This is a genomic window from Mycobacterium numidiamassiliense (assembly GCF_900157365.1).
Taxonomy (GTDB): Bacteria; Actinomycetota; Actinomycetes; order Mycobacteriales; family Mycobacteriaceae; genus Mycobacterium; species Mycobacterium numidiamassiliense.
This window is the reverse complement of the sequence record NZ_FUEZ01000003.1, coordinates 836,053-850,975: the sequence shown is the minus strand read 5'-3', so window position 1 is coordinate 850,975 and position 14,923 is coordinate 836,053. Positions and strand designations below refer to the sequence as shown.

General features: G+C 66.1%; 17 protein-coding genes and 1 pseudogene. 8 read left to right on the top strand and 10 right to left on the bottom strand.

Annotated features, from left to right (window positions below; genetic code table 11):
• Positions 1-105: 105 nt before the first annotated feature.
• The 8 genes from MNAB215_RS03820 to MNAB215_RS03785 form a co-directional block, all read right to left on the bottom strand.
• Complete coding sequence (locus MNAB215_RS03820) at positions 106-1,212, bottom strand: acyltransferase family protein (protein ID WP_077077522.1); 1,107 nt, start codon at positions 1,210-1,212, stop codon at positions 106-108.
• 106 nt (positions 1,213-1,318) lie between these two features.
• Entirely contained in the window at positions 1,319-1,825 is a 507-nt protein-coding gene (locus MNAB215_RS03815) for a lipoprotein LpqH (protein WP_077077521.1), read from the bottom strand.
• Positions 1,822-2,445: a dTDP-4-dehydrorhamnose 3,5-epimerase gene (gene rfbC, locus MNAB215_RS03810; protein ID WP_077078395.1), complete on the bottom strand. Its 624-nt coding sequence runs from the start codon at positions 2,443-2,445 to the stop codon at positions 1,822-1,824. Before rfbC ends, MNAB215_RS03815 begins: the two co-directional genes overlap by 4 nt.
• A gap of 1 nt (position 2,446) precedes the next feature.
• Positions 2,447-3,442 (bottom strand): dTDP-glucose 4,6-dehydratase, encoded by a 996-nt coding sequence (rfbB, locus tag MNAB215_RS03805; protein WP_077077520.1) that lies wholly within the window; start codon positions 3,440-3,442, stop codon positions 2,447-2,449.
• Between the two features lie 27 nt (positions 3,443-3,469).
• Positions 3,470-4,336, bottom strand: a complete 867-nt coding sequence (locus MNAB215_RS03800) for an LLM class F420-dependent oxidoreductase (protein ID WP_077077519.1) — start codon at positions 4,334-4,336, stop codon at positions 3,470-3,472.
• A 23-nt stretch (positions 4,337-4,359) separates the two neighbouring features.
• Positions 4,360-5,211 carry an LLM class F420-dependent oxidoreductase gene (locus MNAB215_RS03795; protein ID WP_077078394.1) on the bottom strand — a complete coding sequence of 284 codons (852 nt, stop codon included), beginning with the start codon at positions 5,209-5,211 and terminating at the stop codon, positions 4,360-4,362.
• 28 nt (positions 5,212-5,239) lie between these two features.
• Entirely contained in the window at positions 5,240-6,766 is a 1,527-nt protein-coding gene (locus MNAB215_RS03790; protein WP_077077518.1) for an ATP-binding protein, read from the bottom strand.
• Positions 6,767-6,774: 8 nt separating this feature from the next.
• Positions 6,775-8,442: an NAD(P)/FAD-dependent oxidoreductase gene (locus tag MNAB215_RS03785; RefSeq protein WP_077077517.1), complete on the bottom strand. Its 1,668-nt coding sequence runs from the start codon at positions 8,440-8,442 to the stop codon at positions 6,775-6,777.
• Positions 8,443-8,696: 254 nt separating this feature from the next.
• Here MNAB215_RS03785 and infA point away from each other — a divergent pair, with 254 nt between their 5' ends.
• From infA to truA, 8 genes are all read left to right on the top strand, one after another.
• Positions 8,697-8,918 carry a translation initiation factor IF-1 gene (gene infA, locus MNAB215_RS03780; RefSeq protein WP_003418601.1) on the top strand — a complete coding sequence of 74 codons (222 nt, stop codon included), beginning with the start codon at positions 8,697-8,699 and terminating at the stop codon, positions 8,916-8,918.
• 53 nt (positions 8,919-8,971) lie between these two features.
• The gene (gene rpmJ / locus MNAB215_RS03775) at positions 8,972-9,085 is read left to right on the top strand and encodes a 50S ribosomal protein L36 (RefSeq protein ID WP_003879483.1); all 114 of its coding nucleotides are present in this window, start codon (positions 8,972-8,974) and stop codon (positions 9,083-9,085) included.
• Positions 9,086-9,241: 156 nt separating this feature from the next.
• Positions 9,242-9,616 (top strand): 30S ribosomal protein S13, encoded by a 375-nt coding sequence (gene rpsM / locus MNAB215_RS03770; protein ID WP_077077516.1) that lies wholly within the window; start codon positions 9,242-9,244, stop codon positions 9,614-9,616.
• 3 nt (positions 9,617-9,619) lie between these two features.
• Positions 9,620-10,039, top strand: a complete 420-nt coding sequence (gene rpsK, locus MNAB215_RS03765; protein WP_077077515.1) for a 30S ribosomal protein S11 — start codon at positions 9,620-9,622, stop codon at positions 10,037-10,039.
• A gap of 10 nt (positions 10,040-10,049) precedes the next feature.
• Positions 10,050-10,655: a 30S ribosomal protein S4 gene (gene rpsD, locus MNAB215_RS03760; RefSeq protein ID WP_077077514.1), complete on the top strand. Its 606-nt coding sequence runs from the start codon at positions 10,050-10,052 to the stop codon at positions 10,653-10,655.
• 82 nt (positions 10,656-10,737) lie between these two features.
• Positions 10,738-11,781 carry a DNA-directed RNA polymerase subunit alpha gene (locus MNAB215_RS03755; protein ID WP_077077513.1) on the top strand — a complete coding sequence of 348 codons (1,044 nt, stop codon included), beginning with the start codon at positions 10,738-10,740 and terminating at the stop codon, positions 11,779-11,781.
• Positions 11,782-11,840: 59 nt separating this feature from the next.
• Complete coding sequence (gene rplQ, locus MNAB215_RS03750; RefSeq protein WP_077077512.1) at positions 11,841-12,428, top strand: 50S ribosomal protein L17; 588 nt, start codon at positions 11,841-11,843, stop codon at positions 12,426-12,428.
• Positions 12,406-13,269, top strand: a complete 864-nt coding sequence (truA, locus tag MNAB215_RS03745; protein ID WP_165691523.1) for a tRNA pseudouridine(38-40) synthase TruA — start codon at positions 12,406-12,408, stop codon at positions 13,267-13,269. The genes rplQ and truA overlap by 23 nt, the downstream gene beginning before the upstream one ends.
• On the opposite strand, the pseudogene MNAB215_RS03740 reads toward truA, so the two are convergent.
• Both MNAB215_RS03740 and MNAB215_RS03735 read right to left on the bottom strand, forming a co-directional pair.
• Positions 13,266-13,910, bottom strand: a pseudogene (locus MNAB215_RS03740) (cutinase family protein). The gene truA and the pseudogene MNAB215_RS03740 sit on opposite strands and share 4 nt — an antisense overlap.
• Positions 13,911-14,020: 110 nt before the next feature.
• Positions 14,021-14,914: a cutinase family protein gene (locus MNAB215_RS03735; RefSeq protein ID WP_077077510.1), complete on the bottom strand. Its 894-nt coding sequence runs from the start codon at positions 14,912-14,914 to the stop codon at positions 14,021-14,023.
• Positions 14,915-14,923: the final 9 nt, after the last annotated feature.

The window sequence follows — 14,923 nt, the reverse complement described above, 5'->3', positions numbered from 1 at the left end:
TTCAGACTGCGCTGTCGCGCCATCCTAACTTCGGTGAACCCTCACGAACAGACTTCGGCCGAATGTGCTGGCTTACCGCGGAACACAGACGCCGGCCACGCCGGCTCAGCCGACTCCAGAAGCATCACGATCGTCTTCCGCCGGGTTGGCGGTCGTCACCGGCTCCGGTGTTGCTGCAGCCTTCCGGACGAAACGGGCTTTCAGCGACATGGCGTGCTTCTCGATCAAAAACCAGCTCAGTGCCGCCAACGGCAGGGTGGCCAACGCTGAAAGGGGAAAGAACACAAACGGATTCAGGTGGGCAAGCCCGCAGATCACCAGCAGCTGCTGAGTCGGAAACGCGTAAATGTATGCGCCGTAGGACAGGTCATTCCGCAACGTCAACCGCTTGTGGTGGACCAGGGCACCCGACACGATGACGGCGTATGCCAGTGGAATGGCACCGACAATGCGGTAATCCGGCAGCAGGCCGGACGCTGCCACGATGACCACGCTCACCGCGACGAGTGACCATCGAGCGGGGATCACATTGATGAACTGATGCGCCAGCGCTCCCGCCAGAAACATGATGGCGAAGCGTGAAGCGGCCTGCGCGGGTGTGATCGTCTCGGGGCTGGGAGGTGGCAATTGCGCCGCCCAGTACACCGCCAGCACCATCAAGATGGGAAGAAGCCATTGGCGGCGGAGAAGTCCGACGACGCCGAGACCGGCAACGAGGATGTAGCAGAACACTTCCCAGATCAGGGTCCACAGCGAACCATTCCAGTAGCCGGGAAACGGAACCCCTTGGGGCGTTCCGCCGATGTCGGGCTGCAAGATCATCACCGCGATGTTCTTCAAGACGAACTGGGCCGACGGGCCCGAAAGTATCAGCTTGGACGCTTGGCCACCCTGAATCGCCACACCGATGGGGGCCATGACAAACGCGGTGACGATCAGGCAGATGTAGAACCCAGGCAGGATGCGCAGAGCTCGAGCGGTGCAATATTGTCGCAGTCGCGGATGGCGAAGCCAACTCGCGGTGATGAGAAATCCCGAGATCGCAAAGAACGCGTCCACCCCGGCTTCGCCAATGAGCTGGTGCGCCGGCGCGAACGATATGTTGCGGCCGGTAAGCGGGAACGAATGCCAGAGGATTACCTCGGCCGCCAGCGCCAATCGCCATGCGTTCAGCGCGTTGTTGCGCGGATCGAATACCTGCCCGAGTTTCATCGGCCCCCTGCCTGTCGTCGACGCGCCGCGCTGTCGGGCCATCGTAGCGTCAGAGCACACGTCGGACGGGCGGTTTGTGCGAGCGCGCAGGGCCGGCGCCGCGGCTCTAGGGGCAGGTCACGTCGATCGTGAAGGGCTTTTGGGCCTGCTTCTTTCCCATGTTGTCGGTGCCGTTGGCAACCCCGGTGATGTGGTAGGTGTTGCCGTTCTTCGTTGCGCTGGCGTTCTCGCCCGGCACGCCCTCATTGAAGTTGTAGTTCAGGCCATTGACGTCGCCAAGCCCGACGAGATGGACAACCGAAGCGTCTTGCTCAAGAGCGGCGATGACCCCAATGAATGGCTGTCCGATGGCGATGGAGAACTTGCCGTCTTTCGAATTGCAGTCCACCGGATCTGTGACGGGCATCTGCTGGCCGTCGAGCGTAACCTTCGCCGGCGGGGTGGCCGGTGCCGGTGCGGCCGGCGGGGTGGCGGCGCCCGGGCTGCCGCTTGCACTTGACGGCGCTGCCGAACTGGACGACGTAGGCGCGGGTGTTTTGGTGCCGCTCGAGCAGCCCGCCACACTCGCGATCGCGGTGGCAGCGGCGACGGCGATCAACAGCTCACGGTTCAACCGATATCTCCTTTGTTCGCGCTGAGCCCGTTGACGAAGGCCTGGGACTCCTCCCACGTGGGCAGCAGGCCCGACGCGCGTACTTCGTCGAAGCTGGGGGCCGCCGCGTCGCGGTCTGACAAGCTGGGCGCGGCGCCGTCGACCAGCGGCCACTCGATGGCCAGTGCCGGGTCCGTCGCGCAGATGGTGTGTTCGCGCTGCGGGTCGTATTCCGCTGAGCAGAGGTACATCACCGTCGAATTATCTTGCAGCGCAAGAAATCCGTGACCCAAGCCTTCGGAGATGTAGATCGTACGGCGGTCGGAGTCGTCGAGCAGGACGGAGTCCCACTGGCCGAATGTTGGTGAGCCCAACCGAATGTCGACAACGACATCGAAGACCGCACCTCGCACGCAGGTCACATACTTGGCCTGGCTCGGCGGTACCTGAGCGAAGTGCAGGCCACGCAGCACCCCGGCCGACGACACCGAGCAGTTGGCTTGCCGCACGTCGAGCCGATGGCCCGCAAAGGAGCTGAAGCCGCGGTCGGTCAGCCATTCGAAAAACATTCCGCGGGAATCGCCATGGACCGTGGGGGTGATTTCCCAGGCACCGGGGATGGCAAGTTCGCGAACCTTCATCTCACTGACCACGTTCCTCGTAGCGGGCCTCAGCCGCGTCCTTCAAAGGACGCCACCAGGATTCGTTGGCACGATACCAGTCGATGGTTTCGCGCAAACCCTCGTCGAAGTCGGTGTGCTTTGGGGCCCAGCATAATTCGTCGTAGAGCAGCGACGGGTCGATGGCGTACCGCAAATCGTGTCCGACGCGGTCGGTGACGTGGTCGAAGTCGTCGGGGTCGCGACCCATCATCTTCAACACCGTGCGCAGCACGGTCAGGTTGTCGCGTTCGCCCTCGGCACTGATCAAGTAGGTTTGCCCGATCTCGCCCTTGTCCAGGATTCGCCACACCGCACTGTTGTGATCGTCGACGTGAATCCAGTCGCGCACGTTGGCGCCACTGCCATACAGCTTGGGGCGCCGGCCGGTCAGCACGTTGGTGATCTGGCGGGGGATGAACTTCTCGATGTGCTGATACGGCCCGTAGTTGTTGGAGCAATTGGAGATGGTCGCGCGCACTCCGTAGGACCGCACCCAGGCCCGGACCAGCATGTCGGAAGCCGCCTTGGTCGCGGAGTACGGGCTCGACGGGTTGTAGGGCGTCGACTCGGTGAACCGCTGCGGATCACCGAGCTCCAGGTCGCCGTAGACCTCGTCGGTCGAGATGTGGTGCAGCCGCACGCCGCGGCGCCGCACGGCTTCCAGGATGGTGTACGTCCCAACCACGTTGGTGTGCAGAAACGGCCCGGGGTCGTTCAGCGCGTTGTCCACGTGACTTTCGGCGGCGAAATGCACCACCGCGTCCGACTCGGCTACCAGCTGAGCAACCAGGTCCACATCGGCGATGTCGCCTTCGACCAGCCGGATGGCGGTGTCGACACCGGCCAGCGATTCGCGCCGCCCCGCGTAGGTCAGGGCATCGAGCACCGTCACGGAAACGTCGGGACGCTCCCGCACGGTGCTGTGGACGAAATTGGCGCCGATGAATCCGGCGCCGCCGGTGACCAGCAGACGCATGCGTCAAACCCTAACCGAGCCGAGCGGTCAGCTTGAGGGAGTTAGCCCTAGTGGACCCGCCAGTTCGCTCAGCGTAGGCAACAGCGTGTCTTCGTCATAGCCGCCGAGCACCTGGATCGCCACGTGGTCCGCGCCGGCCTGGATGTGTTCGTCCAATCGTTTGGCGATGTCTTCGGCGGTGCCGTAGGCGACCACCGCGTCGATCAGCTTGTCGCTGCCGGGCGTGCGCACGTCGTCTTCGGTGAACCCCAGCCGCAGCCAGTTGTTCACGTAGTTACTCAAGCCCAGGTAGTGCTGGACGACGCCGCGGCCGGCTTCGCGCGCCTTCGCGCGGTCGGTGGTGAGCACCACCTTGTGTTCGGGCGCCAGGAACACCGAGTTGCCCACCTGTTCGCGCGCCTTGGCGGTGTGTTCCGGAGTGGTCAGATACGGATGGGCGCCCGCACTGCGTTCGGCCGACAGCGCCAGCACCTTGGGTCCCAGCGCCGCGAGCACCCGCCTGCTGGTCGGCACCAGCGCGGCATCGAGCTCGTCGAGGTAGTCGACCAGTGCGGTGTACGGCTTGACGTACTCCTGGGTGTGTTCCGGGTGGCCCACTCCGATACCGAGCAAAAACCTTCCGGGATAAGCGCTTTCGATGCGCTGAAAGGATTCGGCGACGGGCGCTGCCGCTGCCGACCAGATGTTGACGATCCCGGTGGCCAGTTGCAGTGAGTTGGTCTGCGCCAGGGCGGGCTCCACCCAGGCCAGCTCGGCGTCGGGCGATCCGCCGACCCAGGCCGCACGGTAGCCGAGCGATTCGATCTTCGCGGCCAGCTCCGGTGCGATGGAACGAGTGGCCAGCCACGCGCCATAGCGGCCCAGGTCGGGCTTGAGTGAAACTGCGTCGGTCATCCAGATCCCCCCTACGCGGTTGCTTACGAGCGGTTCAGTCCAAGCGGCCCCGCGAGTTCAGCCAGCGCCGAGACCAGGTTTTCATCTTTGGTCAGGACCTGCACGGGTACATGGTCGGCCCCGGCGGCGACGTGCTCGTTCAGCCGTGCGGCGATCTGGTCCACCGTGCCATAGGCCACCACCGCGTCGATCAGGCGGTCGCTGCCCGGTCGGACCACTTCGTCCTCACCGAAGCCCAGCCGCTTCCAGCTGTTGCGGTAATTGGCCAGGTTGAAATAGATGTCGAGCGCCCGGCGGCCCACCTCGCGGGCCTGCGCGGCGTCGGTAGTGAGCACCACCTTGTGCTCGGGCGCCAGGAATGCCGACGGGCTCATCAGCTCGCGGGCACGGGCGGTGTGCTCGGGTGTGGTGAGGTACGGGTGCGCTCCGGCGCTGCGCTGCGCGGAAAGCTCCAGCACCCGCGGGCCCAGCGCCGCCACCACGCGCCGGTTGGCGGGCACGCCCAATTCGTCGAGCTGGTCCAGGTACTCCACCAGCGCGTCGTACGGCTTGCGGTATTCGCTGATCGCCTCGCGATGCCCGACGCCGATACCCAGCAGGAAGCGGCCCGGGTAGGCCTTGTCGATTCGGTGGAACGACTCGGCCACCGGCTTGGCCGCGGCCGTCCAAATGTTCACGATGCCGGTGGCCACCTGCAATGTGCTCGTCGCCTCCAGGATGGGCTCCACCCAGGCCAGCTCGGCGGGCGGGGAGCCGCCCACCCAGACGGCTCCGTAGCCCAGGGACTCAATTTCTTTGGCTTGCTGGGGCGTGACGCCCCGTCCGAACGATCCGAACCGGCCGAGATTGGGTTTGCTTGACGCGGAGTCGGTCATGACGTCTCCAACCGGTCGGGTGGTGTCGCTATTCCGCGGCGGCGGCATCCTCGTCCGCGTCGATGTCGACGGCGGTGACGTCGACGACGGGCGGCTCCAGCGGCAGCAGCACGATGAACCGGGTGTCGCCGGGCACCGACTCGACCCGGATGTCGCCGCGATGCTTCTTGACGACGATGTTGAACGCCAGATCAAGCCCCAGTCCGGTGCCTTCGCCGAACGGTTTGGTGGTGAAGAACGGCTCGAAGATGTGCTCACGGATGTCCGCGGGGATTCCCGGCCCGGTGTCGCAGATCTCGACGCGGGCCATGTTGTCGCCGTAGCGGCAGGTGCGCACGGTCAGCGTGCCGCCTTTATCGCGCATCGCGGCGAGGGCGTTGTCGATGATGTTCGTCCACACTTGGTTGAGATCGGCTGGATAGCAGGGGATTTCGGGAAGGGATCGGTCGAAGTCCTTCACCAGGGTGATGGCGGGAGTGTCCTTGTCGGCGTCCTTGTTGCCGTCCTTGGTCAACCGGTCGGCGAACATCACCAGCGTGCTGTGCAGCAGGTCGTGCACGTTGGCGACCTGGAACGGGGCCCGGTCCATCTGCGAATACTGCTTGGCGTCGGCGACCAGGGCCGAAATCCGTTTGCTCGCTTCCAGAATCTGATTTATCAGCAGCTCGCTTTCGATGGTGTAGTCGATCCATCGGATCGCCTGCTCCAACGAGCCCGCCGCGAGCTCTTCGCTGACCGCGGAAATCCGCTCCAGCCAGTCGGTGTCGATGCCACCCTCGACGAACGTCGGCGCGATGTCCCACCCGCCGTCGATGCCGTGGTCGTCCAGCCAGTCGCCGACGGCGTCCTCGCGATCGGAGGTCTCGAGCGCGCTCAGGTGCAGCGACGCCGATTTGGCGACCTGCTCGGCGACCCGCTCCTGCAGCCGCACCAGGGCGCTCAACACCTCCGGTGTGATGGTGCCGTCGGCCAGCATCGCCAGCTTGTGGCGCATGCCGGCGACCCGGCCGCGCAAATCGGCCGCAGCCCGGGAGATGGCCGCCGCGGGATTGTTCAGCTGATGGGTCAGCCCGGCCGATAGCCGGCCCAGCGCCAGCAGTTTCTCCCGGTTGTCGATGATGCGGCGCGTCCGGTCGGTGCCGACGGCGATGCCGTCGAGCAGGTGGACGGCCATCGGGAACTGGTCGCGCATGAACTGGGCGAACACCGGCGCGTCCATCACAAAGAACCGCGACGGCTTGGTCACGTGGACCGACGCGTCGTAGCTCTTCTGGTTTCCGCCGGTGAACGCGCGCCACGCCCCGCAATACACGCCGCGCTGCGAGGTGCGGTTGGTTTCGATGTCCTGACCGCCGGAGAGCTTCGACATCATCAGCTCACCGTCGATGAGGACGTAGAAGCACGTCGCGGGTTCGCCTTCGACGCAGATCGGACCGGGTTCGTACTGCTGGATATGCCCGTTCGTGCAGAGCACCGCCAGCTGCTCGTCGCTGAGCGCCTCGAACAAAAACAGGCTGCGCAGCTCGTCGGGTTCACATGGGGTGGTGGCGGTCATGGCCCTTCCTAGCTCTCGGCCAGATACCGGTGAACCAGCATCACGGCCATCGATCCTTCACCGACGGCGGCGGCGACGCGTTTGGCCGACTCCGACCGAACGTCGCCGGTGGCGAACACGCCCGGTACGCTGGTCTCCAGGTGGTGGGGCGGGCGGTCCAGCGTCCAGCCGCACACGTTGCGCAGGTCCGGCCCGGTGAGGATGAAGCCGTGGGCGTCGCGGGCGAGCACCCCGTCCAGCCACTCGGTGCGCGGTGCGGCCCCGATGAAGATGAACATCCGGGCGCAGGTCACTTCCTCGGTGTCGCCGGTCCGGTTGTTGACCAGGGTCAGCTTCTCCAGGTGCCCATCTCCGGTCGCCCGCCGCACTTCGGTGCAGGTACGCACGGTGATCTTCGGGTTCTGCTCGATCTGCTGGATCAGGTAGTACGACATCGACGCTTCCAGCGAGGGACCCCGCACGACGATGGTCACCGAGTTGGCTTCGCGGGACAGATACATCGCGGCCTGGCCGGCCGAATTGGCCCCGCCGACCACGTAGACCTCTTCGTCTTTGCAGTCCGACGCGACGGAGACCGCGGCCCCGTAATAGACGCCGCAACCGGTCAGCTCGTGACACCCGTCGGCTTCGAGGTTTCGGTAGGCGACACCGGTGGCCAAGATGACCGCGTGCGCGTCGATGGAGCCGCCGTCGGCGAACCGTATGGTGCGCTTGGATCCGTTGATTTCCAGCGCGGTCGCCGCGCGGGCCGTGATCAGCTCGGCGCCGAACTTCTCGGCCTGCCTGCGCGCACGCTCGGCCAGCTGCCCGCCCGACACCCCGTCGGGAAAGCCCAGGTAGTTCTCGATCCGTGAGCTCTGGCCGGCCTGCCCGCCGGTCGCGGTGCGCTCGATGAGCACCGTGCGCAGCCCCTCGGAGGCGCCGTAGACGGCGGCGGCCAGGCCCGCGGGGCCGCCACCGATGACGATCAGGTCGTAGAACTCCTGCGACGGCGTGCTGGCCAGGCCCAGCTTGTCGGCCAGCTGGGCGTCGGTGGGTTCGATCAGGGGATCGCCCTGCTCGGTGATGACGATCGGTAGCCGTCTGCCGTCCTCGCCCGCGGCCTGCAGCAGCTGCTCACCGGCCGGCTCGTCGGCCATGAACCAGGTGTAGTAGAGGCCGTTGCGGGCCAGGAAGTCGCGGACCTGCCAGGACCGCGCCGACCAGCGGTGCCCGATCACCTTGGTGTGCGGGATGGCGTGCTGGGGCGCCGCCCGCCAGGCTTCCAGCAGCGCATCGACGACGGGGTAGAGCTTTTCCTCCGGCGGATCCCACGGCTTGAGCAGGTAGTGATCGAGGTCGACGACGTTGATCGCGTCGATCGCGGCGTGGGTGTCGGCGTAGGCCGTCAGCAGGACCCGCCGCGCCGCCGGATAGAGGTCCATCGCCTGCTCGAGGAACTCGATGCCCGTCATCTGCGGCATCCGGTAGTCGGCGATCAGGGTCGCGACCGCTTCGCCCCGCAGCTTGAGCTGCTTGAGGGTCTCCAGGGCCTCGGGACCCGATTCCGCGCGCACGATGCGGTGGTCCTCGCCGTAGTGGCGCCGCAGGTCCCGGGCCACCGCGCGCGACACCGCGGGATCGTCGTCAACGGTCATCATCACGGGTTTGCGCGACTGCGCATCGGGACGTGTCATCGGCGTCAAGTATGCGCTTGTCAGAAGCCGTATGGTGGGTCGAGGTGGCGGCCTCGGTTCCTCTGCAAGCGATTTTGGCCAGGGCCCTCCGACCAGGTATCGTTGACCAACGGTGCGTTATCCGCGCCGGCTTTCGCGTGCCCTGTCCCTAGGAATTTCCTGTCACCGGCTCACGTTTCAAGGTCGGTGTGAATGGTGCGCCGATCCGGGCGCGATTGGGATCGAAACTAAACGACGAGGATTTGACGAGAAGCATGGCCAAGAAGGACGGCGCCATCGAGGTCGAGGGCCGCGTGGTCGAGCCCCTGCCCAATGCGATGTTCCGCATTGAGCTGGAGAACGGCCACAAGGTGCTTGCCCACATCAGCGGCAAGATGCGGCAGCACTACATCCGCATCCTGCCCGAGGACCGGGTGGTGGTGGAGTTGTCTCCCTACGACCTGTCCCGGGGCCGCATTGTGTACCGCTATAAGTAACGACAAGCCCGAACCATAAACCTACGAGTAGACAGAACAGGATCGAGACAGCCGTGAAGGTGAACCCGAGCGTCAAGCCAATCTGCGACAAGTGCAGGGTGATCCGTCGGCATGGGCGGGTCATGGTGATCTGCTCCGATCCACGCCACAAGCAGCGCCAGGGCTAACAGTCCCGGTCGGTTCGACACAACTGAATGCAGACCTCCCAGCACCAATGAGCGGATAGGCCGTTCATCCACGCCCGGACGGAGGCCGGGCCCCGGCAATACGCCGGGAACGGACTGGGAAAAGACCTCCGCATGAGATAAGAGGAAACGCCACCTATGGCACGACTAGTAGGCGTCGATCTGCCGCGCGATAAGCGCATGGAGATCGCGCTCACGTACATCTTCGGGGTCGGACGCACCCGTTCCAACGAGATCCTGGCAGCTACGGGCATCGACAAGGACCTGCGCACCAAGGACCTGACCGACGACCAGCTGACCCACCTGCGCGATTACATCGAAGCCAACCTCAAGATCGAGGGTGACCTGCGCCGTGAGGTGCAGGCCGACATCCGCCGCAAGATCGAGATCGGCTGCTACCAGGGCCTGCGGCACCGCCGCGGCCTGCCGGTGCGTGGCCAGCGCACAAAGACCAACGCGCGTACCCGCAAGGGCCCCAAGCGCACCATCGCAGGCAAGAAGAAGGCCAGGTAACTCATGCCACCCGCCAAGAAGGCAGCATCCGCTGCCCCCAAGAAGGGGCAGAAGACCCGTCGCCGGGAAAAGAAGAACATCCCGCACGGTGCCGCGCACATCAAGAGCACGTTCAACAACACGATCGTGACGATCACCGACCCGCAGGGCAACGTCATCGCCTGGGCGTCGTCGGGTCACGTCGGCTTCAAGGGCTCGCGCAAGTCGACGCCGTTCGCCGCGCAGCTGGCTGCCGAGAACGCCGCACGCAAGGCCCAGGAGCACGGCGTGCGCAAGGTCGACGTGTTCGTGAAGGGCCCGGGCTCGGGCCGCGAGACCGCGATCCGGTCGCTGCAGGCCGCAGGCCTGGAGGTCGGCGCGATCTCTGACGTCACCCCGCAGCCGCACAACGGCTGCCGTCCGCCCAAGCGCAGAAGGGTCTAGGTAGGAAGAAATGGCTCGTTACACCGGACCCATGACGCGCAAGTCGCGTCGGCTGCGCACCGACCTCGTCGGTGGCGACCAGGCTTTCGAAAAGCGCCCTTACCCGCCCGGCCAGCACGGCCGCGCGCGGATCAAGGAGAGCGAATACCTGATGCAGCTGCAGGAGAAGCAGAAGGCCCGCTTCACCTACGGCGTCATGGAAAAGCAGTTCCGCCGCTACTACGAAGAGGCAGTGCGCCAACCCGGCAAGACCGGTGAGGAGCTGCTGCGCATCCTGGAAAGCCGGCTCGACAATGTCGTGTACCGCGCTGGGTTGGCACGCACCCGCCGGATGGCTCGCCAGTTGGTCAGCCACGGGCACTTCAGCGTCAACGGCGTGCACGTCGATGTCCCCAGCTACCGGGTGTCGCAGTACGACATCATCGACGTGCGGGACGGCTCGCTGAACACGGTGCCGTTCCAGATCGCGCGCGAGACGTCGGGCGACCGCCCGCTGCCGGGCTGGATTCAGGTGGTCGGGGAGCGGCAGCGCATCCTGATCCACCAACTGCCCGAGCGAGCGCAGATCGACGTGCCGCTCACCGAGCAGCTGATCGTCGAGTACTACTCGAAGTAAAGACTTCCGGGCCGGCATCCGCCGGAACGGAACACTTAACGGCATCAAATAGCGGGTGCCGAGAAGGAGATAGAGAAACACCATGCTGATCTCTCAGCGACCCACACTGTCCGAGGAAATCCTTACCGACAGCCGGTCCCAGTTCGTCATCGAACCGCTGGAGCCCGGATTCGGTTACACCCTGGGTAATTCGCTGCGGCGCACGCTGCTGTCGTCGATCCCCGGCGCGGCCGTCACCAGCATTCGCATCGATGGCGTGCTGCACGAGTTCACCACCGTGCCCGGCGTCAAAGAAGATGTCACCGCGATCATCTTGAACCTCAAGGGTCTGGTCGTGTCGTCCGAAGAGGACGAGCCGGTCACCATGTACCTGCGCAAGCAGGGTCCGGGCGAGGTCACCGCGGGCGACATCGTGCCGCCGGCCGGTGTCACCGTGCACAACCCCGGCATGCACATCGCGACGCTGAACGACAAGGGCAAGCTCGAGGTCGAGCTGGTCGTCGAGCGCGGCCGTGGCTACGTGCCTGCCGTGCAGAACCGGGCCTCGGGTGCCGAAATCGGCCGTATCCCAGTCGATTCCATCTACTCGCCGGTGCTGAAGGTCACCTACAAGGTGGACGCGACCCGTGTCGAGCAGCGCACCGACTTCGACAAGCTGATCCTGGACGTGGAGACCAAGAGCTCGATCGGCCCGCGCGACGCGCTGGCATCGGCCGGCAAGACCCTGGTCGAATTGTTCGGTCTGGCACGCGAACTCAACGTCGAGGCCGAAGGCATCGAGATCGGGCCGTCGCCCGCCGAGGCCGACCACATCGCGTCGTTCGCACTGCCGATCGACGATCTGGATCTGACCGTGCGGTCCTACAACTGCCTCAAGCGCGAGGGTGTGCACACCGTCGGCGAGCTGGTCAGCCGCACCGAGTCCGACCTGCTCGACATCCGCAACTTCGGCCAGAAGTCGATCGACGAGGTCAAGGTCAAGCTCCACCAGCTGGGTCTGTCGCTCAAGGACAGCCCGCCGAGCTTCGACCCGTCCGAGGTCGCGGGCTACGACGTCGCCACCGGCACCTGGTCCACCGAGGGCGCCTACGACGACGCCGACTACGCCGAAACCGAACAGCTCTAACCGAATTCCGTCCCGGTCCTACCTGATACGGGGACCGGCCCCATTGAGGAGAAGTCGCAATGCCCAAGCCCACCAAGGGCCCTCGCCTCGGCGGGTCGTCTTCGCATCAGAAGGCTCTTCTGGCCAACCTGGCCACGTCGCTGTTCGAGCACGACCGGATCAAGACGACCGAGCCGAAGGCGCGCGCGCTGCGGCCCTACGCGGAGAAGCTGATCACGCACGCGAAAAAGGGCACGCTGCACAACCGTCGAGAGGTTCTGAAGAAGATCCGCGACAAGGACGTCGTGCACAAGCTGTTCGAGGAGATCGGGCCGTTCTTCGCCGACCGCGAGGGCGGATACACCCGCATCATCAAGGTCGAGGCGCGTAAGGGCGACAACGCCCCCATGGCCGTGATCGAGCTGGTGCAGGAAAAGACGGTGACGTCGGAGGCCGAGCGGGCTCGCCGGGTCAAGGCTTCGAAGAAGGCGCCCGAGAAGGCAGAGGCACCCGCGGCGGCCGAAGAGGCCGCGCCCGAGGAAGCCGAAGCCGAAGAGGCCACGACCGAGGAGGCCGTGGCCGAAGAGCCCACCGCCACCGAGGAAGTCGAGGCCGAGGAGCCCAAGGCTGAGGCCGCCGACGAGGGTGACGACGCCACCGAGAAGTAGCGAAGACGTCCGTCTTAGGCTCGATATTGCTTACGACGGAACCGATTTCGCGGGCTGGGCAACTCAGGCCGGGCAGCGCACTGTCGCCGGCGTCATCGATGACGCGCTGACGACGGTCTTTCGCACGCCGGTACGGCTATGGGCGGCCGGGCGCACCGACACGGGAGTGCATGCCACCGGGCAGGTCGCCCACGTCGATGTGCCCGCCGCCGCCTTGCCGAATGCCTACCCGCGCTCGCCGCGGCCCGGTGAGCCGGAATTCCTGCCGCTGGTGCGCCGGCTTGGCCGGTTTCTGCCCGCCGACGTCCGGGTGGTCGATATCCGCCGCGCCCCAGCGGATTTCGATGCGCGGTTTTCGGCGCTGCGCCGTCATTACGAGTACCGATTGTCGACGGCGCCCTACGGGGTCGAGCCGCAGCGGGCGCGCTACATCGCCGCCTGGCCGCGGGATCTGGACGTCGACGCGATACGCGCCGCGTCACGAGAGCTGTTGGGATTGAACGACTTCGCCGCGTTCTGCCGTCACCGTGACGGCGCCACCACCATCCGGGATCTGCAGCGGCTGGACTGGTCACGCGAGGGCGATCTGATTACCGCCCACGTCACCGCCGACGCGTTCTGCTGGCAGATGGTGCGATCACTGGTCGGGGCGCTGCTGGCGGTGGGGGAGCAGCGGCGCAGCCCAAAGTGGTGTCGCGAATTACTCACGGCGACAGGACGTTCCAGCGATTTTGCGGCCGCACCCGCGCACGGCTTGACGTTGGTCGGGGTGGACTATCCACCCGACGACGAACTTGCCGCGCGGATTGTGATCACCCGGGATTTGCGGACGCGCGACTAGAGCCTGCTGGCGGCGAAGGTGGCCGCCTGCTCCACCAGCCCGGAGCTCAGGTACGAGGGCTGCAGGTGCGAGGGCCAGGCTCATCCGCTCGAACAGATCGGGTCACCGGGGGCGCACTGGTCGATCGTCTTGCCGGCGAAGGCGGGACTGAATTCGGGCACCGGCCCCAGGACGCGCCGGGTGCCGTTCCCGAACAGTGCGACCGCAGCGACGTGTTGGTCGGCGCCCGGCGGCAGCGGATTGTTGAAGCCGAATCCGGGATTGGCCAGCGCGACCACCAGGTCGGCCGAGATAGCGCCCAGCGAATAGCCGCCGAGCACCTCCCGGGTGTTCGGGCAATGCTTGGCCATGGATTGCACGTGGGCGCTCATGTCGCTGGCGCCCTTGGTCGGATCGACATCGGCGGGGTAGTCGACCCCATAGGCACCGACCGGCACTTGCACCTTGCTTTGCAGCGCCGAGACGAAGGCACTGCCGATATAGCCGACGCCCGGCGGTTCCTCCCGGCCGCGCGCGAAGACCACTTCGGCGGCCGGGCATGACGCCGACGCCGCCGGAATCGATGGCGTGGACAACGGAACGATTTCTAGTGTCGCGGCGAGCAGGATGGCAGCCGCGAAACCAAACGGTCGAACCCCCATCAACCGATAATAAAACGCTCCCGGAGCTGGTCAGCGGGTCGCTGCGGACGATCCTGGCAGGTCAGCGGGGCGTTGCGGGGAATGGGCGTTATCCGATTGATGCCCGCACGTCACTGAAGAGCCGCAACCAGCCCGGGTGCCGGGGTCGGGGTCGCGGCCGCCGCGGTCGGCGACACGGGCGTCGCGGGCGACGCCGGTACCGCAGGCGATCCGGGCGACGCCGGGCCGTGAATCGACGGGATCTGGTCGGGTGTCGTCACGCTGTTGCCCGGTGTCTGCGAGGCGTTGCCCGGCGTCTGCGGGCCGAACCCCTGAATCGGCGGCGTGTATCCGGGCACCTGCTGGCCGGAGCCGCCCATCAGCTTGGGAGCAACGAAGGCCGCGGCCTGGGTGGTGTACACGGGGACGTAGCCCTCGGTGTGCCCGCTCCACTCGTTGCCCTCGCCCGCGTGGCAGATCGGGTCGTTGGGGTTGCAATAGTCGGCGGCCTTGGATCCCAGCATGGCGCTCTGGGTGGGCAGCGACCCGCCGGCGCGGTCGGCCACGTCACCGAAGGTCACGACGGCGGCGATGTTGTTGGCGTACTGCGGCGGCAGCGTGCTGCCGAAGTTGATGCCGCCGATCGGGACGCCGGCGACGATGTCCATCACGGTCGCGCCCTGCGAGTAGCCGCCCAGCACGATCTTGGTGTTGGGGCACGTTTCCACGCTCTTCTTGACGCGGTCGATGGTGTCGTTGGCGCCGTCACCGCCGTGCAGCTGCAGCTTGCTGGCGGCGTAGTTCACCCCGTAGGGCAGGATGTTCAATCCGGTCTGCTGGCGCAGCGAGTCGACGAAGGAGTCGCCGACCTTGCCCAGGCCGGCCGGCTCGTTGGTGCCCCGGGCGAAGATCACTTCGGCGTCGGGGCAGTCGAAGGCGTGTGCGACCGGCGTGTTGACGAGTAGGCCGGCCCCGGTGACCAGCGCGGACGCGCCCAGGCCAACCCAGCGAGCGGCTGACCGCACGCTGCCCGC